The organism is Streptomyces sp. NPDC030798, from assembly GCF_055572275.1.
On sequence record NZ_JBVIDR010000007.1, the window covers coordinates 99,209 to 123,290 of the forward strand.

26 protein-coding genes are annotated in these 24,082 nt (G+C 72.0%); 19 read left to right on the plus strand and 7 right to left on the minus strand.

Translation table 11 applies throughout. From position 1 onward, the window contains the following. Positions 1-15 precede the first annotated feature (15 nt). Positions 16-3,555, plus strand: coding sequence for a DNA polymerase III subunit alpha (gene dnaE / locus ACZ404_RS17740; protein ID WP_468440800.1), 3,540 nt, complete (start codon positions 16-18; stop codon positions 3,553-3,555). A 93-nt stretch (positions 3,556-3,648) separates the two neighbouring features. On the opposite strand, the gene ACZ404_RS17745 is transcribed toward dnaE, so the two are convergent. Next, complete coding sequence (locus tag ACZ404_RS17745) at positions 3,649-3,828, minus strand: hypothetical protein (RefSeq protein ID WP_468440802.1); 180 nt, start codon at positions 3,826-3,828, stop codon at positions 3,649-3,651. A 225-nt stretch (positions 3,829-4,053) separates the two neighbouring features. Between ACZ404_RS17745 and ACZ404_RS17750 the strand changes: the two genes are divergently transcribed. The 4 genes from ACZ404_RS17750 to ACZ404_RS17765 all read left to right on the plus strand — a co-directional run bounded on the left by ACZ404_RS17750 (position 4,054) and on the right by ACZ404_RS17765 (position 8,372). After that, positions 4,054-5,274 (plus strand): NYN domain-containing protein, encoded by a 1,221-nt coding sequence (locus tag ACZ404_RS17750; RefSeq protein ID WP_468440804.1) that lies wholly within the window; start codon positions 4,054-4,056, stop codon positions 5,272-5,274. 522 nt (positions 5,275-5,796) lie between these two features. Then, positions 5,797-6,810 (plus strand): ABC transporter ATP-binding protein, encoded by a 1,014-nt coding sequence (locus ACZ404_RS17755; protein ID WP_468440806.1) that lies wholly within the window; start codon positions 5,797-5,799, stop codon positions 6,808-6,810. A 64-nt stretch (positions 6,811-6,874) separates the two neighbouring features. Then, entirely contained in the window at positions 6,875-7,696 is an 822-nt protein-coding gene (locus tag ACZ404_RS17760; RefSeq protein ID WP_468440808.1) for an ABC transporter permease, read from the plus strand. Between the two features lie 34 nt (positions 7,697-7,730). Beyond that, positions 7,731-8,372 carry an AAA family ATPase gene (locus tag ACZ404_RS17765; protein WP_468440810.1) on the plus strand — a complete coding sequence of 214 codons (642 nt, stop codon included), beginning with the start codon at positions 7,731-7,733 and terminating at the stop codon, positions 8,370-8,372. Between the two features lie 2 nt (positions 8,373-8,374). Here ACZ404_RS17765 and ybaK read toward each other — a convergent pair whose 3' ends face one another. The 4 genes from ybaK to ACZ404_RS17785 form a co-directional block, all read right to left on the minus strand. Next, positions 8,375-8,878: a Cys-tRNA(Pro) deacylase gene (gene ybaK, locus ACZ404_RS17770; RefSeq protein ID WP_468440812.1), complete on the minus strand. Its 504-nt coding sequence runs from the start codon at positions 8,876-8,878 to the stop codon at positions 8,375-8,377. Positions 8,879-8,903: 25 nt separating this feature from the next. Next, entirely contained in the window at positions 8,904-9,644 is a 741-nt protein-coding gene (locus tag ACZ404_RS17775) for an LON peptidase substrate-binding domain-containing protein (RefSeq protein WP_468440814.1), read from the minus strand. Positions 9,645-9,655: 11 nt separating this feature from the next. Further along, positions 9,656-10,708, minus strand: coding sequence for a hypothetical protein (locus ACZ404_RS17780; protein ID WP_468440816.1), 1,053 nt, complete (start codon positions 10,706-10,708; stop codon positions 9,656-9,658). 124 nt (positions 10,709-10,832) lie between these two features. Continuing rightward, entirely contained in the window at positions 10,833-12,410 is a 1,578-nt protein-coding gene (locus ACZ404_RS17785; protein ID WP_468440818.1) for an oxidoreductase, read from the minus strand. A gap of 231 nt (positions 12,411-12,641) precedes the next feature. On the opposite strand from ACZ404_RS17785, the gene hisD reads away from it, so the two are divergent. From hisD to hisF, 8 genes are read left to right on the plus strand one after another with little or no spacing between them, the layout of a single operon-like run. Next, positions 12,642-13,967: a histidinol dehydrogenase gene (hisD, locus tag ACZ404_RS17790; RefSeq protein WP_468440820.1), complete on the plus strand. Its 1,326-nt coding sequence runs from the start codon at positions 12,642-12,644 to the stop codon at positions 13,965-13,967. Continuing rightward, positions 13,964-15,076 carry a histidinol-phosphate transaminase gene (locus ACZ404_RS17795; protein WP_468440822.1) on the plus strand — a complete coding sequence of 371 codons (1,113 nt, stop codon included), beginning with the start codon at positions 13,964-13,966 and terminating at the stop codon, positions 15,074-15,076. Before hisD ends, ACZ404_RS17795 begins: the two co-directional genes overlap by 4 nt. After that, complete coding sequence (gene hisB / locus ACZ404_RS17800) at positions 15,073-15,666, plus strand: imidazoleglycerol-phosphate dehydratase HisB (protein WP_468440824.1); 594 nt, start codon at positions 15,073-15,075, stop codon at positions 15,664-15,666. Before ACZ404_RS17795 ends, hisB begins: the two co-directional genes overlap by 4 nt. Before the next feature lie 4 nt (positions 15,667-15,670). Continuing rightward, entirely contained in the window at positions 15,671-15,835 is a 165-nt protein-coding gene (locus ACZ404_RS17805) for a hypothetical protein (protein ID WP_468440826.1), read from the plus strand. Then, positions 15,826-16,476, plus strand: coding sequence for an imidazole glycerol phosphate synthase subunit HisH (gene hisH, locus ACZ404_RS17810; protein ID WP_468440828.1), 651 nt, complete (start codon positions 15,826-15,828; stop codon positions 16,474-16,476). The genes ACZ404_RS17805 and hisH overlap by 10 nt, the downstream gene beginning before the upstream one ends. A gap of 4 nt (positions 16,477-16,480) precedes the next feature. Continuing rightward, the gene (gene priA / locus ACZ404_RS17815) at positions 16,481-17,206 is read left to right on the plus strand and encodes a bifunctional 1-(5-phosphoribosyl)-5-((5-phosphoribosylamino)methylideneamino)imidazole-4-carboxamide isomerase/phosphoribosylanthranilate isomerase PriA (RefSeq protein WP_468440830.1); all 726 of its coding nucleotides are present in this window, start codon (positions 16,481-16,483) and stop codon (positions 17,204-17,206) included. Beyond that, positions 17,203-17,604, plus strand: a complete 402-nt coding sequence (locus tag ACZ404_RS17820; RefSeq protein WP_468440832.1) for a RidA family protein — start codon at positions 17,203-17,205, stop codon at positions 17,602-17,604. The genes priA and ACZ404_RS17820 overlap by 4 nt, the downstream gene beginning before the upstream one ends. After that, positions 17,601-18,356 (plus strand): imidazole glycerol phosphate synthase subunit HisF, encoded by a 756-nt coding sequence (gene hisF / locus ACZ404_RS17825; RefSeq protein WP_468440834.1) that lies wholly within the window; start codon positions 17,601-17,603, stop codon positions 18,354-18,356. The genes ACZ404_RS17820 and hisF overlap by 4 nt, the downstream gene beginning before the upstream one ends. Positions 18,357-18,368: 12 nt before the next feature. On the opposite strand, the gene ACZ404_RS17830 is transcribed toward hisF, so the two are convergent. Continuing rightward, complete coding sequence (locus tag ACZ404_RS17830; protein ID WP_468440836.1) at positions 18,369-18,767, minus strand: VOC family protein; 399 nt, start codon at positions 18,765-18,767, stop codon at positions 18,369-18,371. 13 nt (positions 18,768-18,780) lie between these two features. Then, entirely contained in the window at positions 18,781-19,416 is a 636-nt protein-coding gene (locus ACZ404_RS17835) for a TIGR03085 family metal-binding protein (protein WP_468440838.1), read from the minus strand. Between the two features lie 83 nt (positions 19,417-19,499). Here ACZ404_RS17835 and hisI point away from each other — a divergent pair, with 83 nt between their 5' ends. The 6 genes from hisI to trpC all read left to right on the plus strand — a co-directional run bounded on the left by hisI (position 19,500) and on the right by trpC (position 24,069). Beyond that, positions 19,500-19,904 (plus strand): phosphoribosyl-AMP cyclohydrolase, encoded by a 405-nt coding sequence (gene hisI / locus ACZ404_RS17840; protein WP_468440840.1) that lies wholly within the window; start codon positions 19,500-19,502, stop codon positions 19,902-19,904. 11 nt (positions 19,905-19,915) lie between these two features. Further along, positions 19,916-21,394 (plus strand): anthranilate synthase component I, encoded by a 1,479-nt coding sequence (locus ACZ404_RS17845; protein WP_468440842.1) that lies wholly within the window; start codon positions 19,916-19,918, stop codon positions 21,392-21,394. Positions 21,395-21,499: 105 nt separating this feature from the next. Next, entirely contained in the window at positions 21,500-22,138 is a 639-nt protein-coding gene (locus tag ACZ404_RS17850) for a TIGR02234 family membrane protein (protein ID WP_468440844.1), read from the plus strand. Positions 22,139-22,306: 168 nt separating this feature from the next. After that, on the plus strand, positions 22,307-22,564 hold the full coding sequence (locus ACZ404_RS17855) for an HGxxPAAW family protein (protein ID WP_468440846.1): 258 nt from the start codon (positions 22,307-22,309) through the stop codon (positions 22,562-22,564). A gap of 98 nt (positions 22,565-22,662) precedes the next feature. Next, positions 22,663-23,094 (plus strand): DUF2752 domain-containing protein, encoded by a 432-nt coding sequence (locus ACZ404_RS17860; protein WP_468440848.1) that lies wholly within the window; start codon positions 22,663-22,665, stop codon positions 23,092-23,094. A gap of 165 nt (positions 23,095-23,259) precedes the next feature. Next, positions 23,260-24,069, plus strand: coding sequence for an indole-3-glycerol phosphate synthase TrpC (trpC, locus tag ACZ404_RS17865; RefSeq protein ID WP_468440850.1), 810 nt, complete (start codon positions 23,260-23,262; stop codon positions 24,067-24,069). Positions 24,070-24,082: the final 13 nt, after the last annotated feature.

Here is a 24,082-nt window from a genome sequence, read left to right on the forward strand (position 1 = left end):
GTTGGAGGCCACACCGTGTCGAAGCCGCCGTTCACGCACCTGCACGTCCACACCCAGTACTCGCTGCTGGACGGTGCCGCGCGGCTCAAGGACATGTTCAACGCCTGCAACGAGATGGGCATGACGCACATCGCCATGTCCGACCACGGCAACCTCCACGGGGCGTACGACTTCTTCCACTCCGCGAAGAAGGCCGGAATCACCCCGATCATCGGGATCGAGGCGTATGTCGCTCCCGAGTCGCGACGCAACAAGCGCAAGATCCAGTGGGGTCAGCCGCACCAGAAGCGGGACGACGTCTCCGGCTCCGGCGGTTACACCCACAAGACGATGTGGGCGGTCAACAGCACGGGCCTGCACAACCTCTTCCGCCTCTCCTCCGACGCCTACGCCGAGGGGTGGCTGCAGAAGTGGCCCCGCATGGACAAGGAGACCATCGCCCAGTGGTCCGAGGGCATCGTCGCCTCCACCGGCTGCCCCTCCGGCGAGGTGCAGACCCGGCTGCGCCTCGGCCACTTCGACGAGGCCCTGAAGGCCGCCGCCGACTACCAGGACATCTTCGGCAAGGACCGGTACTTCCTGGAGCTGATGGACCACGGCATCGAGATCGAGCACCGGGTCCGCGAGGGCCTCCTGGAGATCGGCAAGAAGCTCGGCATCCCGCCCCTGGTCACCAACGACTCGCACTACACGTACGCGCACGAGGCCGGCGCCCACGACGCCCTGCTGTGCATCCAGACCGGCAAGAACCTCTCCGACCCCGACCGCTTCAAGTTCGACGGCACCGGCTACTACCTGAAGTCCACGGACGAGATGTACGCCATCGACTCCTCGGACGCCTGGCAGGAGGGCTGCGCCAACACGCTCCTCGTCGCCGAGATGGTCGACACCACCGGCATGTTCGAGAAGCGCGACCTCATGCCCAAGTTCGACATCCCCGAGGGCTACACCGAGGTCACCTGGTTCAAGGAGGAGGTCCGCCGCGGCATGGAGCGCCGCTACCCGGGCGGCATCCCCGAGGACCGCCAGAGGCAGGCCGACTACGAGATGGACACGATCATCTCGATGGGCTTCCCGGGCTACTTCCTCGTCGTCGCCGACTTCATCATGTGGGCCAAGAAGCAGGGCATCGCGGTCGGCCCCGGCCGAGGCTCCGCGGCCGGCTCGATCGTCGCCTACGCCATGGGCATCACCGACCTCGACCCCATCCCGCACGGCCTGATCTTCGAGCGGTTCCTCAACCCCGAGCGCATCTCGATGCCCGATGTCGACATCGACTTCGACGAGCGCCGGCGCGTCGAGGTGATCCGGTACGTGACCGAGAAGTACGGCGCCGACAAGGTCGCCATGATCGGCACCTACGGCACCATCAAGGCCAAGAACGCCATCAAGGACTCCGCGCGCGTGCTGGGCTACCCGTACGCCATGGGCGACCGCATCACCAAGGCCATGCCCGCCGACGTCCTCGGCAAGGGCATCCCTCTGTCCGGCATCACCGACCCCGAGCACCCCCGCTACTCGGAGGCCGGCGAGGTCCGCGCTATGTACGAGAACGAGCCGGACGTGAAGAAGGTCATCGACACCGCGCGCGGCGTCGAGGGCCTGGTCCGGCAGATGGGCGTGCACGCGGCCGGCGTGATCATGTCCAGCGAGACCATCACCGAGCACGTCCCGGTCTGGGTGAGGCACACCGACGGCGTGACCATCACCCAGTGGGACTACCCGAGCTGTGAGTCGCTCGGCCTGCTGAAGATGGACTTCCTGGGCCTGCGCAACCTCACGATCATGGACGACGCGGTCAAGATGGTGAAGGCCAACAAGGGCCTCGACATCGACCTGCTCTCCCTGCCGCTCGACGACCCCACGACCTTCGAACTGCTCCAGCGCGGCGACACCCTCGGTGTCTTCCAGTTCGACGGCGGCCCCATGCGCTCGCTGCTGCGGCTGATGAAGCCCGACAACTTCGAGGACATCTCCGCCGTGTCGGCCCTGTACCGGCCGGGCCCGATGGGCATGAACTCGCACACCAACTACGCGCTGCGCAAGAACGGGCAGCAGGAGATCACGCCGATCCACAAGGAGCTCGAAGAGCCCCTGAAGGAGGTCCTGGACGTCACCTACGGCCTGATCGTCTACCAGGAGCAGGTGCAGAAGGCCGCCCAGATCATCGCGGGCTACTCGCTCGGCGAGGCCGACATCCTCCGCCGCGTGATGGGCAAGAAGAAGCCCGAGGAACTGGCGAAGAACTTCACCATCTTCCAGGCCGGCGCCCGCAAGAACGGCTACAGCGACGAGGCCATCCAGGCGCTGTGGGACGTGCTGGTCCCCTTCGCCGGCTACGCGTTCAACAAGGCGCACTCGGCCGCGTACGGCCTGGTGTCGTACTGGACGGCCTACCTCAAGGCCAACCATCCCGCCGAGTACATGGCCGCCCTGCTGACCTCCGTCAAGGACGACAAGGACAAGTCGGCGGTCTACCTCAACGAGTGCCGCCGCATGGGCATCCGGGTGCTCCCGCCGAACGTCAACGAGTCCGAGGCCAACTTCGCCGCCCAGGGCGACGACGTGATCCTCTTCGGCCTCTCCGCCGTCCGCAACGTCGGCACCAACGTCGTCGAGTCGATCATCAAGTGCCGCAAGGCCAAGGGGAAGTACGCCTCCTTCCCCGACTACCTCGACAAGGTCGAGGCGGTGGTCTGCAACAAGCGCACCACGGAATCCCTGATCAAGGCCGGCGCCTTCGACGAGATGGGCCACACCCGCAAGGGGCTCATGGCGCAGTACGAGCCGATGATCGACAACGTGGTCGCGGTCAAGCGCAAGGAGGCCGAGGGCCAGTTCGACCTCTTCGGCGGCATGGGCGAGGAGACCACCAGCGAGCCCGGCTTCGGCCTGGACGTGGAGTTCACCACCGAGGAGTGGGACAAGACCTATCTGCTCGCCCAGGAGCGGGAGATGCTGGGTCTGTACGTCTCCGACCACCCGCTCTTCGGCCTGGAGCACGTGCTGTCCGACAAGGCCGACGCGGGCATCGCCCAGCTCACCGGCGGTGAGCACGCCGACGGTGCGGTCGTCACCATCGGCGGCATCATCTCGGGCCTGCAGCGCAAGATGACCAAGCAGGGCAACGCCTGGGCCATCGCCACCGTCGAGGACCTGGCCGGCTCCATCGAGTGCATGTTCTTCCCGGCGACCTACCAGCTGGTGTCCACCCAACTGGTCGAGGACGCCGTGGTGTTCGTCAAGGGCCGCCTCGACAAGCGCGAGGACGTGCCCCGGCTCGTCGCCATGGAACTGATGGTCCCGGACCTGTCCAACGCCGGCACCAACGCGCCCGTGATCCTCACGATTCCGGCGGTCAAGGTGACCCCGCCGATGGTCAGCCGCCTCGGCGAGATCCTCAGCCACCACAAGGGCGACAGCGAGGTCCGCATCAAGCTCCAGGGCCCGCGCAAGACCACCGTGCTGCGCCTGGACCGGCACCGGGTCAAGCCCGACCCCGCCCTCTTCGGCGACCTGAAGGTGCTGCTCGGTCCGTCCTGCCTGGCGGGCTGAACCCGGTCACGCGCGAAGGGGCGCACCCGGCGGGGTGCGCCCCTTCTGTGTGCCTGGGCTTCAACAACTGCCCTTTAGTCGTGGCCGAAGCCTTCAGTTGTGGCCGAAGCTCTTCTGCTTCTTGCGCGCGGCCTCCGAGGGGCTGCCGGAGATGTGTGCCATCTCGGACTCGTGCTCCTCGGCCGAGGGACGCTGCGCGCGCTCCGGTGCGTGCTCGTTCTGCGGAGCACGGTTCTGCGGGCCGGCCTGCTTGCGGTTCTTGTTCTTGGCCATGGTGATCTGCCTCCTGTGGGGGATCTAGGGGCCAGGGCCGGGACCAGATTCACATACGCTGACATCAAGCGCATGTCGGATAATTACCGTGTGTGACAGGGCAGGTGGGCGGACGCGCGTCGCAAACGCCACGCCGAAGATCGAGTTCGGGCCGTTAACCCCCGCCAGGTCGGGCAGACTCGAAGGAAGTCCGAAGCAAAGCCTCCCGGGAAGAGGGTGAGTCGCGTGGACCGCTGCATCGTCCTGGTGGACGCCGGGTATCTGCTGGGTGCCGCCGCCAGCCTCCTCGCCGGTGAGCCCTCGCGGTCCCGGATCACCGTCGACCACGCGGCGCTGATCCAGGCCCTGCGCGAGCGGGCGGAGTCGGAGACCGAGCGTCCGCTGCTGCGCATCTACTGGTTCGACGGCGCCCCCGACCGGGTCCCCCAGCCGGAGCACCGCCGGCTGCGCGTGATGCCCCGGGTCACCGTCCGGCTCGGCGCCCTCACTCGCAGTGACGGGCGCTGGGCGCAGAAGGGCGTCGACGCCGCCATGCACGCCGAGCTGACCGAACTGGCCCGCAACCGCGCGTGCTCGGACGTCGTCCTGGTCACCGGCGACGGCGACCTGCTGCCGGGCATGATGGCCGCCAAGGAGCACGGCGTCGCCGTCCACCTGTGGGCCGTCCAGGCCGCCGACGGCGACTACAACCAGTCCGAGGACCTGGTCGCCGAGGCCGACGAGCGGCGCGTCCTGGACCGGGCCTGGATCACCCAGGCCGTCCGCGCCAAGGAGCTGACCGGCGTCTGCGCACCGCCGCCCGTGCCCCGCCCGGAGATCGCCGCGATCCTCTCGGCGCCGCTGCCGGAGTCCGCGCTCGGCACGGCCGCCGAGCGCCCCGCCGAGGAGCGGCCGCACCCGCCGGCCGCCGCCGCCACGGAGAACGGCGCCCAGGAGCGGGTGCCCGCCTCCAAGGGCGTCCCGACCCCCAAGGACCTCGCCGCACTGCGCGCACCCGGCGTCCAGGCCGTGCAGCACCCCACCACCGCGACCCTGCGCTGGTCCTCCGACAAGGGCTGGGTGGACCGGCCGGGGGCGGTCTCCGAGCCGCCCGAGATCGCCTCCATGCCGACGCTCGCCCAGCTCACCACCGCCGAGCAGCGCTGGGCCGACCGGGAGGAGGACATCACCACGGTCGGCGGTGACCCGTACGAGGTCGGGCAGGTGTTCGCCCGCCGGTGGATCTCCCGGCTCGGCGACCAGAGCCATCTGCAGCGGCTGTCCACGATGTACCCGCGCATCCCGCACCGCATCGACGGCGAGCTGCTGCGCTACGCCGCCCGGTTCGGGCTGCTCGCCCACAAGGACGACCAGATCGACGAGCACGACCGTTACGCCATCCGGGCGGGCTTCTGGCGAGAGATCGACGTCCCGGCGACGGCCGAGCACGCCGGAACCGGCGACTGAACGCCCAACGCCGCCCGACGCCGACACGGTGCCGCGGCTGATAGCGGGCCCGGCTTGCGCGCGGCGGTGGGTTCCGCGAGTGAGCGCCGTCTTGGGTGCGAAGGCGGGGGCCTGCGCGGCGCCGTGGGTTCCGCGCGACGGTCGAGGGGCGTCCTGACTTGCGGGGCGGTCGCCTGCGGGCCGGACACCGTGGGGGCTGATCGTGGTGCCGGGGACGTGCGCGCGGCGGCCGGCTCCGTCTGCGGGCCGAGCGCCGTGTTGGCTCCGGGGCGGGGCTTGCGCGCGGCCGGCGGCTCCGCCCGGGGCCGAAGGGCGCCTTGGCCGTGGGGGTGCGAGGTGGCCGTCGGTTCCGGCTGCGGGCCCTGGACCACTGGGTGGTCCCGGTCCGCAGGTGGGGCGCCCCGCAGCACGCAACCCACCTCCGAACCGGCGCCCCAGGTGGGCTCGGGGCGGACCGGGGCGCGGCTTCGTAGGGCGACCCAAAGGCGAGTAAAGCGCCCGGACCCCTTAGGCTCGTTCCTTGTGAGTACGCGCGCGGGACAGGCACTTCGGTACGACGAGGTCGTACGCGTGCGTGGGCTCAGCAAGACCTACCCGGCCGTCAAGGGGCGGCGCGGGGCGCCGGGCACCCCCGAGGTGCGGGCCACCGACGGGGTCGAACTGGACGTACGGCGCGGGGAGATCTTCGGGCTGCTCGGCCCCAACGGTGCCGGCAAGTCCACCCTCGTACGGCAGCTCACCGGGCTGCTGCGGCCGGACGCGGGCAGCGTCGAGATCCTCGGCCACGACATCGTGCGCTACCCCGAGCGGGCCGCGCGGATCCTTGCCTATCTGGGCCAGGAGTCCTCCGCCCTGGACGAGCTGACCGTGGCGCTCGCCGCCGAGACCACCGGGCGCCTGCGCGGGCTGGACGTACGGCAGGCGCGGGCCGAACGGGACGCCGTCCTCGAGGAACTCGGGCTCACCCCGATCGCCGGACGAGCGCTGAAGAAGCTGTCCGGCGGCCAGCGCCGGCTCGCCTGCTTCGCCGCCGCCCTGGTCGGTCAACGGCACCTGCTCGTGCTGGACGAGCCGACCACGGGCATGGACCCGGTGGCCCGGCGCGCGGTCTGGGCGGCCGTGGACCGCCGCCGCGCCGAGTCCGGTACGACCGTGCTGCTGGTCACCCACAACGTCATCGAGGCCGAGACCGTCCTCGACCGGGTCGCCGTCCTGGACCGGGGCCGGGTCATCGCCTGTGACACCCCCGCCGGGCTGAAGGAGCAGGTCTCCGGCGAGGTGCGGGTGGAACTGGTGTGGCGGGAGCGGGCGCCGCTGGAGGTGCCCGAGGTCGCCTCCTTGCGCGAACGCGCCGTGGAGTCCGGCCGGCGCTGGACGCTCCGGCTCGCCCCCGAGGAGGCCCGGGCCGCCGTCGCCACGGTGACCGGCGGGGCCGCCTTCGCCGCGCTGGACGACTTCACGCTCGCCACGCCCAGCCTGGAGGACGTCTACCTGGCGCTGGGCGGCGCGGCCCGGCAGGGGCTGGTGAAGGCATGAGCGCGCGGGCCGCGGCATGCGTATCGGTGTGCGCGACTGCCGTACGGAAGAGGAGCAGCTCGTCGTGAGTGTGGTACCCGCCGACGTTCTGCCGGGCGGCGCCCGGGCCCTGCCCGAGCCGGCCCGGGACGCGGCCGAGCTCGGGCCGCGCGCGCGGCTGTGGCCGTCGCTGGTGGCCGTCTACCGCGCCCAGCTGTCCCGGGCCCGGGTGGCGCGGATCCCGCTGCTGTTCGTGGCCACCTTCCAGTCCATCGGCATCGCCGTGATGATGCGCGGCGTCGTCGACAACGCCGGCGAGGCGCGGTCCGTGGTGGCGGGCTCCTCGGTGCTGGTGGTCGCCTATGTGGCGCTGAACCTGCTGTCGCAGTACTTCGGGCAGCTGCGGGCCAGCGGCGGCCTCGACCACTACGCCACGCTGCCCGTGCCGCCGGCCGCCGTGGTGCTGGGCGCGGCGGGGGCGTACGCCTCCTTCACCGTGCCGGGCACCCTGGTGACCGCCGTCTTCGGGTGCGTGCTGTTCGGGCTGCCGCTGTCCAACCTGTGGATCCTGGTGGCCGTGATCCCGCTCGCCGGGGCCGCGCTGTCCGGGCTGGGCGCCGCCTGCGGGCTGCTCGCGCCGCGGCCCGAGCTGGCCACGCTGCTCGGTCAGCTCGGCATGTCGGCGGCGCTGCTGCTGGGGGTGCTGCCGGCCGACCGGATGCCGGAGGTCGTACGGCTGGCCCGTGATCTGCTGCCGTCGACGTACGGCGTGGAGGCCTACGCGCGGACGTTCGGGGAACACCCGGACTGGACCGCTGTCGTCGCTGACCTGGGGGTGTGCGCGGGTGTCGGAATCGTCTCGCTGGCCGTGGCGGCCCGGGCGTACCGCAGGGCGGCCGTCCGGTGACGCGGCGCGCGATGCCACCTGGCACGATGGCAGGGTGACCGCACCGCTGACGCCGCCTCCGCCGCCGCACGACGACTCCCCGCACCAGGTCCGGCAGGCACCGCCTGCCGGGGTCCTGACCGGGGACAGGCACGAACAGGACGGCCCTGGAATGAAGACCGAAGTGCGGGAGGCCGCCGTGGTCACGGTGGCCGTGGCGCTGAGCGGGGTGCTGCTCGGGCTGCTGTGGTGGTGGCTGGCGCCGCACGTGCCGCTGGTCGGGGACCAGGTCGGCAAGAGCTGGGTGGTCTACCTCGAGGACACCGAGGGGGAGCAGGCGGCCGGGGTGGACGGAACGTTCACGCTGCTCGGGCTCGCGTTCGGGCTCGTCAGCGCGGTGGCCGTGTTCCTGGCGCGGCGGCGCGGCGGTGTGCCGCTCGTGGTGGCGCTCTGCCTGGGCGGGGTGCTGGGGTCGCTGCTGGCGTGGCGGCTCGGGATATGGCTGGGGCCCCAGTCGGACGTGATCGCGCACGCGAAGGCGGTCGGGAAGGGGGTCACCTTCTCGGCGCCGTTGAGGCTGGGCGCGAAGGGCGCGCTGCTGGCGTGGCCGCTGGGCGCCGTGCTGGTGCATCTGGGCCTCACCGCGCTGTTCGGGCCCCGGGACCCCGAGGTCCCGTACCCGCACCCGCAGGGCTGAGGTCAGCCCCGCCCGATCGGCGCCGAGACCGCCCCCGTCAGCTTCGTCAGGTCCTCCGGCGCCAGCTCCACCTCCAGGCCCCGCCGTCCCGCCGACACGCAGATCGTGGGGTGGGAGAGGGCCGAGTCGTCCAGGACCGTCGGGAGCTTCTTGCGCTGGCCCAGGGGGGAGATGCCGCCGCGGACATAGCCGGTGGTGCGTTCCGCCTGGGTGGGGTCGGCCATGGTGGCCCGCTTGCCGCCGACCGCCGCGGCCAGGGCCTTGAGGTCGAGCGTGCCGGAGACCGGAACCACGGCCACGGTCAGGTGGCCGTCGACGTCGGCCACCAGGGTCTTGAAGACGCGGTCGGGGGAGACGCCCATCGCCTCCGCGGCCTCCTCGCCGTAGGACGGGTGGGAGGGGTCGTGGTCGTAGGCGTGGACCGTGAACTCCACGCCCGCTGCCGTCAGGGCCACCGTCGCCGGGGTGCCTGCGGACTGCTGCTGCTTCTTCGACTTCTTCGCCATCGGGGTGCGCCGGCCTCGGTCTTCCTCAGTTCAGGCTCGTCGGCGCGCGCGTCAACTCGTACGCGGGCAACGACGGCAGGCTACGGATGATGGACGTCTCGGAGCGCAGGAGCTTCAGCTCGTCCCGCAGACGGGAGGCCGTGTCCGGCGCCTGCAGCAGCCGCTGCTTCGTCGGCGTGTCCAGGACCATCGCCGCCGCCACCAGGTAGGAGACCACCGAGGGGTCGTCCGGGAGGTCCGCGCCGGTGGACAGGGACCGTTCGCGGGCCCCCGCCAGCCGCTTCTGGTACTGCCGGAAGGAGCGCAGCACCCCCTCCGCGAGGGCGCCCGCCTCGTCGCCGGGCTGCTCCTCCAGCTCCTCCAGCTCGGCCGTCAGGAACGGCCCCGAGGTGTCCACGGACAGCAGCCGCACCCGGGTCGTCCCGGTCGCCAGCACCTCGAACGTGCCGCCGGGGCGCTCCCGGACGGTCGCCGCATCCGCCACGCAGCCCACGCCGTGGAAGGACTTCAGGGGATCCTGGCCGAAGCCCGCGGCCGGGCCCCGCTCGGGCTGTGCCGTCGGATCCGGCATGCCCGGGGCGCTCGGCGCCACCTCGTGGCCGTCGCGGATCGCCACGACGGCGAACCGGCGCGGCTCGTCCTCGGGAGTCTTCAAAAGCTCGCGCATCATGGCGCGATAGCGCTCCTCGAAGACGTTCAGGGGCAGCACGAGCCCGGGGAACAGCACCGAGTTCAGCGGGAAGAGGGGCAGACGGACGGTGGTCACGGCGCCCCAGCCTAATGGTCATCCGCGCGCGCTCGTCCGCGGTGCTCGCTGCGCGGCCGCGGCGGCGCCTGCACCAGCTCCGTCAGGACCGCGCGGGGAGCGGACCCGAGCAGTGCCTCGCGCACCCGCAGGAAGTGGCCCAGCGGGTCGTCGGAGAAGCGGTCCCAGGGGAAGGAGGTGGCGTACGGGCCGGTCAGCCGGAGCTGGGCGCCGGCCTCCTCCCAGCGCTCCAGCCGGGCGAGGACGTAGACCAGCTTGTTGCGCATCCCGGCGGGCCAGGGCGTGGCCGCCGGGAAGCGCCAGGAGAGCGCCACCGCCCGGTCGGCCGCCGCGTGCAGCCGCTCGAGCGGCACCTCGGGCCCGCAGCCGTCGGTCAGGTAGGAGAAGGCCGCACGGGTCGGCAGCGCCTGGACGAGCGAGTCCGCCGGGGCGTCCTGGGCGGCCAGGTCGGCGAAGTCGAAGCACTCGCGGTGCGAGCCGTGCCAGAAGGTGCCCAGGTAGCGCAGCGCGGCCACATGGCAGCCGTAGTGGTGCGGGGCGCGCCGGACCGCCGCCTCCCACAGCTCCTCGAAGTACCGGTGGCCGGCCCGGGAGCCGCGCGCGTGGTCGAGCGCGATCCGCCACGGCACCGGGTCCCGGTCGTCGGCCCGCGCGGCGGCCGTGATCAGCGGGCTCACCTCGCGCAGCAGCTCCGCGCGGGCCGGCGAGGGCCAGGCACGGTCCACCGCGAGCTGGGCGGCCACGAGAGCGGCGTCCGGGTCGTCCGGGGCGGCCGCGCGCCACTGCTCGAACCACTCCGGCCGGGCGTGGGCGAACGCCGCGAGCTGCCGGGCGTACCGGTCGCGGTCCTCCCAGGCGGCCCCCGTACGGGTGGCGGCGAGCAGGGCGGAGGCGGCGCCGTACTCACCTTGCGCGGCCGCGACCAGCGCGGGCGAGAGGAGTGCGTCGGGCGCGTCGAGAACGGCCTCGTCGCCGGCCGGCAGGGGGGAGGCCGGGCGCGGGGCACGTCGTATCGTCCGAGTGGGGCGGAGAAACGCCGGCAGCAGAGCCATGGTGTCGACCATTGAAAGACCGCTGGTCCGCGCTGCGCCAGAGGGAGCGGACAAGTCGTGGAAAGTTGTACGCCCACAGGTCAAGGACGGGTAAAAGGTTAGTGTTCAACTATTGTGGCGTACCTGTCAGCGTGCCTCAGCTGCGCCGCAGCAGCCGGGTCGCCCCCGCCGCCACCGTGGTCGCGAGGATCCAGCCCAGCAGCACCATCACCGCCGCCAGCCACTGCCACACGCCGCGCAGCTGCCACTGGCCGACCTGGCCCAGGTCGATCACCGGCAGCAGCAGATCCAGCGTGAACAGGGCGGGGCTCCAGGTCGGATGGCCCCCGGAGTTCACCGGCGGATGGTCGGCGTGCGCGAAGGCCAGCGTGCCCGCCGCCCACAGCACCGCCATCCACACCGCGGCCCGGCCCGGCCGGTAACCGTAGGCGACCGTCCAGTCCTGCACGTAGCCCCAGAACTTGGCCGCGAACGGCAGCGTCTCGCGACGCCGGCGCTGCTTGGCCAGCAGCACCTCGCGCGCGTCCTCGTCCTCCCCGGCCGCGCGCAGCACGGCGGCCAGCCGCTCGTACGGCTCCGGGTGGTACTCGGCGGTGGCCGCCGCCACCCAGTCCAGACGCCGGGTCAGCGGGAACGGGCCCCGCGGCACCAGGCTCTCGTACGTGAAGCCGCCCATCTGCAGGTTGCCCGGATCCGGCCAGCTGCCCGCGCGGTCCATCAGGTTGACGATCCGGGCGCCGGACAGCACCACCTTGCCGCGCTGCGGCCGGTCGCCCAGGAAGCGCAGCTCCGGCGTCTGGATCCGGCGCAGCGACAGTTCCTGGTCGTCGGTGAAGACGAACCGGGCACGCTCCAGGTCCACGGCGTCCCCGAACCGCCCGTCGTCCAGCCGCACCCCGCCCCGGCACTCGAAGCGCTGGATCCGCGTCCCGCGCGCGGGAGTCGTCCCGCTCAGCAGCGGGCTGCCCACGCCCGCCGGGGTCAGGTACAGCGTGCGCTCCACCGTCAGCTGGGGCGCGTTCAGGGCGAGACGCGCGTAGGGGTTGGCCAGTTTCGCACCCCGCAGACTCAGCGAGACCCCCACCTTGGCGCTGCGCAGACTGAACTCGCCGTGCGACTCCAGCAGCTCGGCCTGCAGGTCCTGGCCGACGGTCAGGCCGTCCGCCGCGATGGACCGCCCGCTGCGGTCCCGGTAGGCGATCGCCTGGTTGAGCAGCAGATCGGTGCCGATGTGCGCGTCGGTCAGCCGCACCCCGTTCTGGAAGCGGCAGCGCGGCAGATGCAGATCGCCCTCGGTGTGCACCCGGGCCGCCTCCAGCCGCGGCACCGCGCAGTCCACCAGCCGCAGCGTGGTGAACCGGGCCTCGGGCAGCAGCACCTGCTCGTCGAAGCGACAGCCGCGCAGCTCCACGTACGGCGTCACCGTGCCGCCCGCCAGGTCCAGCGTGCCGGTGATCCGGACGCCGGCCAGCTTCAGCGAGGACACCCGGCCGGCCAGCGCCGGCGGCCCGTCGAGCAGCAGCCAGCACACGATGCGCGCCCGGACGCTGCGCCCGGGTCCCCAGGGATGCCCGCCGTGCGGATCGTCCACGACGGCGTCCCCGCTGCTCAGGTCGTACACGCTGCCGTTGCGGAAGGCCTGCCACATGCCGGCCTCGGCCGCCGTCAGGTCGTCCGGCAGGTCCCCGGCGCGGAGGCCGGCCCCCTCGGTCACCGCTGTTCCCTCTTCCTCGCCCCGTACAGAAAACGACTACGTTCCGTGTCCACTTGTGCGTCACCTGTGTCGTACAGCTGTTCATGCCCGATCTGTGACGCCCGGAACACATGCGGTGAAGGTGATCTTCTGAGTTCCGGCCACGTTCTGTAGCAGCCATTGAGCCGTGTTCCGTATCAGCCATTGATACGCGCGCACGTCTCCCGACCCCGGTCTGAGAGAATTGAGTACGTGATCTCCCGAATCGATCTGCGCGGCGACGCCCTTCCCGAGGGCCCCGCCCTGCGCGACCTGCTGCCCCGAGCCGACTTCGACGTTGCGGCCGCCCTGGAGAAGGTGCGTCCGATCTGCGAGGCCGTGCATCATCGGGGCGACGCGGCGCTGATCGACTTCGCCGAGAAGTTCGACGGAGTGCGGCTGGAATCGGTCCGTGTCCCGGCCCAGGCGCTCACCGACGCGCTCGAGGCCCTCGACCCGGCCGTGCGCGCCGCGCTGGAGGAGTCCATCCGCCGCGCCCGTCTGGTCCACCGCGAGCAGCGCCGGACCACGCACACCACCCAGGTGGTGCCCGGCGGGTCCGTGACCGAGAAGTGGGTGCCGGTCGAGCGCGTGGGGCTGTACGCGCCGGGCGGCCGGTCGGTCTACCCCTCGTCCGTGATCATGAACGCCGTCCCGGCGCAGGAGGCCGGCGTCGAGTCCATCGCGCTCGCCTCGCCGGCCCAGGCCGCGTTCGGGGGCCTGCCGCACCCGACGATCCTCGCCGCCTGCGCGCTGCTCGGCGTGGACGAGGTGTACGCGGCCGGCGGCGCCACCGCCGTCGCGATGTTCGCCTACGGCACCGAGTCCTGCGCTCCCGCCAACATGGTCACCGGCCCCGGCAACATCTGGGTGGCCGCGGCCAAGCGCTTCTTCACCGGGAAGATCGGCATCGACGCCGAGGCCGGCCCGACCGAGATCGCGATCCTCGCGGACGACACCGCCGACCCGGTGCACGTGGCCTCCGACCTGATCAGCCAGGCCGAGCACGACCCGCTCGCGGCCGCCGTCCTGGTCACCGACTCCGTCGAGCTGGCGGAGGCGGTGGAGAAGGAGCTGCAGCCGCAGGTCGCCGCCACCAAGCACGTCGAGGACCGGATCGTGCCCGCGCTGGGAGGCCGACAGTCCGCGATCGTGCTGGTCGACGGCGTCGAGGAGGGCCTCAGGGTCGTCGACGCGTACGGCGCCGAGCACCTGGAGATCCAGACCGCCGACGCGGCGGCCGTGGCGGACCGGGTGAAGAACGCCGGCGCGATCTTCATCGGCCCCTGGGCCCCGGTCTCCCTCGGCGACTACGCGGCCGGGTCCAACCACGTCCTGCCCACCGGCGGCTGCGCCTGCCACTCCTCGGGCCTGTCCGTCCAGTCCTTCCTGCGCGGCATCCACATCGTCGACTACACCAAGGACGCGCTCGCCGAGGTCGCCCACCACGTGGTGACGCTGGCGGAGGCGGAGGACCTGCCGGCGCACGGCGCGGCGATCAAGGCGAGGTTCGGCTGGAAGGTACCCGAGAGCAAGTGAGCGACGTGAGGATCGACGATCTTCCCGTACGGGACGAACTGCGCGGCAAGTCCCCTTATGGCGCGCCCCAGTTGGACGTCCCCGTACGGCTGAACACCAACGAGAACCCCTACCCGCTGCCCGAACCGCTGGTCGAGCGGATCGCGGAGCGGGTGCGCGAGGCCGCCCGCAACCTGAACCGCTACCCCGACCGGGACGCGGTCCAGCTCCGCACCGAGCTGGCCAAGTACCTGACGAAGACGGGCAAGCACCCGCTCGGCACCGAGAACGTGTGGGCCGCCAACGGCTCCAACGAGGTCATCCAGCAACTGCTGCAGACCTTCGGCGGACCGGGCCGCACGGCGATCGGCTTCGAGCCCTCGTACTCGATGCACGCGCTCATCGCGCGGGGCACGGGCACGGGCTGGATCTCTGGTCCGCGGGGCGAGGACTTCACCATCGACGTCCCGGCGGCCGTCGCGGCGATCGCGGAGCACCAGCCGGACGTCGTCTTCATCACCACCCCCAACAACCCCACCGGCAACGCGGTCCCGCCCGAGACGGTCCTCGCACTGTACGAGGCGGCCCAGGCGGCCAAGCCGTCGATGGTGATCGTGGACGAGGCCTACATCGAGTTCAGCCACGGCGCCTCGCTTCTGCCGCTGCTGGAGGGCCGGCCGCACCTGGTCGTCTCCCGGACGATGTCGAAGGCGTTCGGCGCCGCCGGCCTGCGCCTCGGCTACCTCGCCGCCGACCCGGCGGTGGTCGACGCGGTCCAGCTCGTCCGCCTGCCGTACCACCTGTCGGCGATCACCCAGGCGACCGCCCTGGCCGCCCTGGAGCACACCGACACCCTGCTGGGATACGTCGAACAGCTCAAGGCGGAGCGGGACCGGCTGGTCGCCGAGCTGCGTGCGATCGGCTACGAGGTCACCGACTCCGACGCGAACTTCGTGCAGTTCGGCCGGTTCGCGGACGCGCACACCGCCTGGCAGAGGATCCTCGACCGGGGCGTCCTGGTCCGGGACAACGGCGTACCGGGGTGGCTGCGGGTGTCCGCCGGCACCCCGGAGGAGAACGACGCGTTCCTCGACGCGGTCCGTCAGCTGAAGAAGGAGCAGGGTTCATGAGCCGCGTTGGACGCGTGGAGCGCACCACCAAGGAGACCTCGGTCCTGGTCGAGATAGACCTCGACGGCACCGGGAAGACCGACATCAAGACCGGCGTCGGCTTCTACGACCACATGCTCGACCAGCTCGGCCGGCACGGCCTGTTCGACCTGACCGTGAAGACCGACGGCGACCTGCACATCGACTCCCACCACACCATCGAGGACACCGCCCTCGCGCTCGGCGCCGCCTTCAAGCAGGCGCTCGGCGACAAGGTGGGCATCTACCGCTTCGGCAACTGCACGGTCCCGCTGGACGAGTCCCTCGCCCAGGTCACCGTCGACCTCTCCGGCCGCCCCTACCTCGTGCACACCGAGCCCGAGAAGATGGCGCCGATGATCGGCGAGTACGACACCACGATGACCCGGCACATCCTGGAGTCCTTCGTGGCCCAGGCGCAGATCGCGCTGCACGTGCACGTGCCCTACGGGCGCAACGCGCACCACATCGTGGAGTGCCAGTTCAAGGCGCTCGCCCGGGCGCTGCGGTACGCCAGCGAGCGGGACCCGCGCGCGGCCGGCATCCTCCCCTCGACGAAGGGCGCGCTGTAACCCCATGAACGGTCTCTCGACCCTGCTGATCGTCGTCGGCCTCTTCCTGGTCGGCGGGATCATCTCCTTCGCCAAGCAGAAGATGCCCACGAGCCTGATCGTGCTGCTGTCGATCGGCGCGGGCATGTGCCTCGTCGCGGGCGTCATGCGACTGGAGGTGTGGAATTGAGCGCTTCTGTGAAAAAGGTCGTCGTCTTCGACTACGGCTTCGGCAACGTCCGTTCCGCCGAGCGTGCCCTCGCGCGCGTGGGCGCCGACGTCGAGATCACCCGGGACTTCGACCGGGCGATGAACGCCGACGGCCTGCTGGTGCCCGGCGTCGGCGCGTTCGCGGCCTGCATGCAGGGCCTGCGGGCCGCGCGCGGCGACTGGGTGGTCGACCGGCGGCTGTCCGGAGGCCGGCCCGTGATGGGCATCTGCGTCGGGATGCAGATCCTCTTCGCGCGCGGCATCGAGCACGGCGTGGAGGCCGAGGGCCTGGACGAGTGGCCCGGCACGGTCGAGCCGCTCCAGGCGGACGTCGTGCCCCACATGGGCTGGAACACCGTCGAGGCCCCGGCCGGCTCCGAGCTGTTCGCCGGCCTGGACGCCGACGCCCGCTTCTACTTCGTGCACTCCTACGCCGTCCACGACTGGGCCCTGGAGACGCACAACCCGGTGATCGCGGCCCCCAAGGTCACCTGGTCCACGCACGGCAAGCCCTTCGTGGCCGCCGTGGAGAACGGCGCCCTGTGGGCCACCCAGTTCCACCCCGAGAAGTCCGGCGACGCCGGTGCCCAGCTCCTCACCAACTGGATCGGAACCCTGTAGAGACATGGCCAAGCTCGAACTGCTCCCCGCCGTCGACGTCCGCGACGGCCAGGCCGTCCGCCTCGTGCACGGCGAGTCCGGGACCGAGACGTCGTACGGCTCCCCGCTGGAGGCCGCCCTCGCCTGGCAGCGCTCCGGCGCCGAGTGGCTGCACCTGGTCGACCTGGACGCCGCGTTCGGCACCGGCGACAACCGCGCCCTGATCGCCGAGGTCGCGGGGGCCATGGACATCAAGGTCGAGCTGTCCGGCGGCATCCGCGACGACGACACGCTCGCCGCCGCGCTGGCGACGGGCTGCACGCGCGTGAACCTCGGCACGGCCGCCCTGGAGACCCCCGAGTGGGTCGCCAAGGTCATCGCCGAGCACGGCGACAAGATCGCCGTCGGCCTGGACGTACGCGGCACGACCCTGCGCGGCCGCGGCTGGACCCGCGACGGCGGCGACCTCTACGAGACGCTGGAGCGCCTCGACAAGGAGGGCTGCGCCCGCTACGTCGTCACCGACATCGCCAAGGACGGCACCCTTCAGGGGCCGAACCTGGAGCTGCTGAGGAACGTCTGCGCGGCGACCGACCGCCCGGTCGTGGCCTCCGGCGGCGTGTCCTCCCTCGACGACCTCCGCGCCATCGCCGAGCTGGTACCCCTCGGTGTCGAGGGCTCCATCGTCGGGAAGGCCCTGTACGCGAAGGCGTTCACCCTGGAAGAGGCCTTGGAGGCTGTGTCGTCATGAGCGATGCCGTGCGGCGTGTGCAGAGCGGAAGTCCCTGGGAAGAGAGTTTCGGGTTCGCACGCGCCGTCGCGGCGGGTGACCGGGTGCTGGTGGCCGGCACGACGTCCTTCAGGGGCAGTGTGCTGTACGGGGAGGGCGACCCCTACGAACAGGCCAAGGTGGCCTTCACCAGCGCGCTCGAGGCGCTCGGCGAGCTCGGGCTCGACATCGGGTCCGTGATCCGCACCCGGATGTACCTGACCCATGCGCGGGACGTGGACGCCGTGGGCCGCGCCCACAAGGAGCTGTTCGACAGCGTCCGCCCGGCCTCCACCCTGCTGGTCGTGGAAGGCTTCGTCGACCCGCGCATCCTGGTCGAAGTGGAACTAGAGGCATACAGAGGAGCCGTGGATTCATGACCCTGGCGGTCCGAGTCATCCCCTGCCTGGACGTGGACAACGGCCGGGTCGTCAAGGGCGTCAACTTCCAGAACCTGCGCGACGCGGGCGACCCCGTCGAGATGGCCAAGGTGTACGACACCGAGGGCGCCGACGAGCTGACGTTCCTGGACATCACCGCCTCCTCGGGCAACCGGGAGACGACCTACGACGTGGTGCGCCGCACCGCCGAGCAGGTCTTCATCCCGCTGACCGTCGGCGGCGGCGTCCGCACGGCCGAGGACGTCGACAAGCTGCTGCGGGCGGGCGCCGACAAGGTGGGCGTCAACACCGCCGCGATCGCCCGCCCCGACCTCATCCGCGAGATCGCCGAGCGCTTCGGCCGTCAGGTCCTCGTGCTGTCGGTCGACGCCCGCCGCACCGAGTCCGGGAGCTTCGAGGTCACGACCCACGGCGGCCGCCGTGGCACCGGCATCGACGCCGTCGAGTGGGCCCACCGGGCCGCCGAACTCGGCGCCGGCGAGATCCTGCTCAACTCGATGGACGCCGACGGCACCAAGGACGGCTACGACCTCGAGATGATCGCCGCCGTCCGCAAGCACGTCACCGTCCCGGTGATCGCCTCCGGCGGCGCCGGCCGGCTCACCGACTTCCCCCCGGCCGTCCGGGCGGGCGCGGACGCCGTCCTGGCCGCCTCCGTCTTCCACTTCGGCGACCTCCGCATCGGCGAGGTCAAGCAGACCCTGCGCGAGGCCGGGCATCCGGTCAGGTAGGCCCGGGCCGCTTCACTCCTTCGGCTGAACCAGCTGCACCAGATTGCCGAGCGTGTCGTCGAAGACCGCCGCGAGGACCGGCCCCTGTTCCTGCGGCGGGTGGGTGAAGCGGACCCCGAGGGCCCGCAGCCGGGCGTACTCCGCCGGCAGGTCGTCGACGGAGAAGACGATGCACGGGATGCCCTGCTCGTACAGAGCCGTGCGGTAGGGCTCGGCGATGGGCCCCTGGCCGGGCTCCAGGAGCAGCTGAAGGTCCGGCTGGGCGCCCGCGGGTGCGCCGACCGTGACGAACGGCGTGCCGTCGCCGAGATCCATGCGCAGCCGGGTCTCGAAGCCCAGCACCTCCGTGTAGAAGGTGTGCGCCCGGGCCACGTCGTCCACGTACACGCTGGTCATCGCGACCCTGATCACGGCCGGGCCCGCCTCAGATGCCCAGCTGCTTGGACGCGTGCAGCGTGTCGATCGCGTCCGCGTCGCCGTCCAGGTCCACCTTGGCCGCGTCCTGCCGGCCGAAGGCGAACATCAGCAGCTCCGAGGGCTCACCGGTCACCGTGACCACGGGAGTGCCCCGGTGGGCGACCGCCGTCTGGCCGTCCGGACGGCGCAGCACCAGACCCGTCGGCACGCCCCGGCCCATCAGCCGGGCGGTGCGCTCCAGACGCGACCACAGGGTGTCCTGGAAGACCGGGTCCAGCTCGCGCGGGCTCCAGTCGGGCTGGGCCCGGCGCACGTCCTCGGTGTGCACGTAGAACTCGACGATGTTGGCGGCCTCGTCGATCTGCTTGAGCTGGAAGGGGGAGAAGCGCGGCGGTCCGGTGCGGATGAGCTGGATCAGCTCCTCGTACGGCTTCGCGGCGTACTCGGCCATCACCTTCTCAAGGCGCCCCGCGAGCGGCTTGATCAGCGCGCCCCCGGCCGCGTCCGGACGGCGCTCGCGCACCACCACGTGCGCGGCCAGGTCCCGGGTGCGCCAGCCCTCGCAGAGGGTCTCGGCGTCGGGGCCCACGGTTTCCAAGAGGTCGGCGAGCAAGAGCCGTTCACGCTGGGCGAAGGTCGACATACAGTCAGCCTACGACCCGCTGCCGCGTCCGCGCAGTGGACAGGGACCCGGCCCCGCCGGTGCCGCGCGGCACAATGGCAGCCATGACCAGTACGACCGGTACGCCCCGGCCCAGCAGCCTCGATCCCGAGATCGCCGCACGCCTCAAGCGCAGCGCCGACGGGCTCCTGCCCGCCATCGCCCAGCAGTTCGACACCGGCGAGGTACTGATGCTCGGCTGGATGGACGACGAGGCGCTGCACCGCACCCTCACCACCGGCCGCTGCACCTACTGGTCGCGCAGCCGCCAGGAGTACTGGGTCAAGGGCGACACCTCCGGCCACGTCCAGCGGGTGAAGTCCGTCGCCCTGGACTGCGACGCCGACACCCTGCTGGTCCGGGTCGACCAGGTGGGCGCCGCCTGCCACACCGGTGCGCGCACCTGCTTCGACGCGGACGTCCTCCTCAAGGACGGCGCCGGTTCCGGCGAGCCGTCCTCGGATCAGTAAGGTCTGCCGCCATGGACCTCGAGACCTTCCGCAAGCTCGCCACCGACCGGCGCGTCATCCCGGTCACGCGCAAGCTCCTCGCCGACGGCGACACCCCGGTCGCGCTCTACCGCAAGCTCGCCGCCGAACGCCCCGGCACCTTCCTGCTGGAGTCCGCGGAGAACGGCCGCTCCTGGTCCCGCTACTCCTTCGTGGGCGTGCGCTCCGCGGCCACCCTGACCTCGCGCGACGGCGAGGCCCACTGGCTCGGCACCCCGCCCGTCGGCGTCCCCGTCGACGGCGACCCGCTCGCCGCCCTGCGCGCCACCCTGCAGACCCTGCACACCCCCCACCAGGAGGGCCTGCCCCCCTTCACCGGCGGCATGGTCGGCTACCTCGGCTACGACATCGTCCGCCGCCTGGAGAAGATCGGCCCCGGCGAGCGCGACGACCTGAAGCTGCCCGAGCTGACCATGCTCCTCACCAGCGACCTCGCCGTCATGGACCACTGGGAGGGCTCGGTCCTGCTGATCGCCAACGCGATCAACCACAACGACCTCGACACCGGCGTCGACGAGGCGTACGCCGACGCCGTGGCCCGGCTCGACGCGATGGAGGCCGACCTCACGCGCGCGGTCGCCCAGCCCCCGGCCGTGCTGCCGCCCTCCGAGCTGCCCGAGTACACCGCGCTGTGGGGCGGCCCCGACTTCCGGCGGGCCGTCGACGACATCAAGGAGCGCATCCGCGCGGGCGAGGCCTTCCAGGTCGTCCCCTCGCAGCGCTTCGAGACCCCGTGCACGGCGAGCGCCCTCGACGTCTACCGGGTCCTGAGGGCCACCAACCCCTCCCCGTACATGTACCTCTTCCGGTTCGACGGGTTCGACGTCGTCGGCTCGTCCCCGGAGGCCCTGGTGAAGGTCGAGGACGGGCGCGCGATGGTCCACCCCATCGCCGGCACCCGGCACCGCGGGGCCACCCCCAAGGAGGACCAGGCCCTCGCCGACGAGCTGCTCGCCGACCCCAAGGAGCGCGCCGAGCACCTGATGCTGGTCGACCTCGGGCGCAACGACCTCGGCCGGGTCTGCGAGCCCGGCTCGGTGGAGGTCGTGGACTTCATGTCCATCGAGCGCTACTCGCACGTCATGCACATCGTCTCCACCGTCACCGGCCGCGTGGCACCGGGACGTACCGCCTTCGACGTGCTCACCGCCTGCTTCCCGGCGGGCACCCTCTCCGGCGCCCCCAAGCCGCGCGCCATGCAGATCATCGACGAGCTCGAACCGTCCCGGCGCGGCCTGTACGGCGGCTGCGTCGGCTATCTGGACTTCGCCGGCGACTCCGACACCGCCATCGCCATCCGCACCGCCCTGCTGCGGGACGGCACGGCCTACGTCCAGGCCGGCGCCGGCATCGTCGCCGACTCGGACCCGGCCGCCGAGGACCAGGAGTGCCGCAACAAGGCGGCGGCGGTGCTGCGGGCAGTGCACACGGCCAACCGCCTGGGCGGCTGAGGCGCTCACGGCGGCGCCTGCACGGTCAAGTGGGGCGCTTCTCAGGCAAGTGGGGTGCTTCTCATACGAACCCCGGGTGACGGTTCGCCCGGGGTTCGAGCGATAGTGGTGTGCGTGACTGCCGTACCTCACCCCCGTTCCGAAGCCGCCGCACCCACTGGATCCGGCCGGCGGAGTCTCGCCGTCGCCCTGCTGTGCGGTGCGCTCGGCGCGGCCGTGGCGCTGCTCGCGACGCGGCAGCGCTGGTCGGAGGGCACCGCTTCGGTGGCCGGCGGCGCGTTCCCGCTGACCGCCAAGGGCAGCGACGTCACCGGCGTCCCCGCCGCCCTGGCCATAGTGGGCCTCGCCGCGCTCGTCGCGGTCTTCGCCGTGCGCCGGGCCGGTCGCGTCGTGGTGGCGGGCCTGCTCGCGCTCTCCGGCGCCGGCATCGTGGCCGCGGCGCTCGTCGGCGCCTCCGACAGCTCCGCGCTGGACGAGAAGGCCGCCCAGGCCACCGGCGACACCTCGGCCGGTGTCTCCGCCCTCAGCCACACCGGCTGGCCCTACGTCGCGGCCGTCGGCGGCGTCCTGCTCCTGCTCGCCGGCCTGCTCGCCCTGCGCTACGGCCGCCTGTGGCCCGCCATGTCCGGCCGCTACGAGCGCGGCACCGAGCGCCCCCGGCGCACGGCCCGGCCGGCCGACCCGGAGCGGCCCGAGGAGATCTGGAAGGCCCTGGACCGCGGCGAGGACCCCACCGGCGCCTGACCGCGCCGGATGTGGCGAACCAGACGCCACCCCCGCGTCCGGCACACGTGCGCGTACGGAACAATGGACGAAGAGCGTCCGGCTCGGACAGTGACGGGCGGGCTCGGCACCGTACGACGAGACGTACGACGCGTACTACGACACGTCCACAGCAACGAGGAGCAAGTCATGGCGGGCAGCAGCCACGGTCACACCCCGGCCGCCTGGACCGGCGTCACCATCGCCTTCATCGGTTTCTGCGTCGCGGGCGCCTTCATGGTGATGGCCCAGCCGGTCGGCTTCTGGGCCGGCATGGTGATCGTGCTGCTCGGCGGCGTCGTCGGCGGCGTCATGCGCGCCATGGGCCTCGGCCAGCCCAAGAAGACCCACGCCACCCCGCACGCCGTCGCCGCCCCGACCCGCGAGCCGGCCGGCGTCGAGAGCTGAGCACCGGCGCGTCCGACGAGGGGCGGCCCGGCACCGGAGGACCTGGTGCGGGCCGCCCCTCGCGCGCGTGGGGCGAGGGCACGGGGGACAATGCCCGCGTGACAGTCGACAGCCGTACCGCGCCCACACCCACCCCCCTCTGGAGCCGGCTCGCCGTCCCGGGCGGGGTCCTCGCGGCCGTCGCCGGGGCCTTCGCCTACGTCGGCGCCGTCGACCCCGACGAGCCGGGGCACTACCCGGTGTGCCCGCTGTACCGGCTGACCGGGCTGTACTGCCCCGGCTGCGGTGGGCTGCGCAGCGCGCACGCCTTCATCCACGGTGACTTCACGGCCGCCCTGCACGACAACGCGCTGGGCGTGGCCGCCTATCTGGGCTTCGCGGTGCTGTGGACCCTCTGGGCGGTGCGCGCGGTGCGCGGGCGGCCGGTGCGGCTCGCCCTCGGGCCGGCGCAGACATGGGGCGTCGGCGCGCTGCTGCTCGTCTTCACCGTTGTCCGGAACCTGCCGTTCGGTGGCTGGCTGCATCCTTGATCGTCCGGCGAATGTCCAGGTAGTGGGACCGGGACGGAGCGGATGCGAAGCCCGTGCGGTCCTGCGGATACCATCGCAGTGACCACGGGTTTTCGAACCCCGGGTTGCAGAACCCGCCCGGGGCTTCAACCTGAAGGAACGACCGTCTGAAAGGGGGCCGCTCGCGTGAGTGTGCTCGACGAGATCATCGACGGAGTCCGTGCCGACCTCGCGGAGCGGCAGGCGCGCGTCAGCCTCGACGAGCTCAAGGAGCGTGCGGCGAAGGCCCCTGCCGCCAAGGACGGGGTGGCCGCGCTCAAGGGCGACGGCGTCAAGGTGATCTGCGAGGTCAAGCGCTCCAGCCCCTCCAAGGGCGCGCTGGCCGCGATCGCCGACCCCGCAGGTCTCGCCGCGGACTACGAGGCGGGCGGCGCCGCCGTCATCTCGGTCCTCACCGAACAGCGCCGCTTCGGCGGCTCGCTGGCCGATCTGGAGGCCGTCCGCGCGCGCGTGGACGTCCCCATCCTGCGCAAGGACTTCATCGTCACCTCCTACCAGCTGTGGGAGGCCCGCGCCTACGGCGCCGACCTCGCGCTGCTGATCGTGGCCGCCCTGGACCAGCCGGCCCTGGAGTCGCTGATCGAGCGGGCCGTCTCCATCGGGCTCACCCCGCTCGTCGAGGTGCACGACGAGGACGAGGTCGAGCGGGCGGTGGACGCGGGGGCCCGGATCATCGGCGTCAACGCGCGCAACCTGAAGACGCTGAAGGTCGACCGCGGCACCTTCGAGCGGGTGGCCCCGGAGATCCCCGACGGCATCGTCAAGGTGGCCGAGTCCGGGGTGCGCGGGCCGCACGACCTGATCGCCTACGCCAACGCCGGTGCGGACGCGGTGCTGGTCGGCGAGTCCCTCGTCACCGGGCGCGACCCGAAGGCCGCCGTCTCCGACCTGGTCGCCGCCGGGGAGCATCCCGCGCTGCGGCACGGGCGGGGCTGAGCTTCGGTAGGCT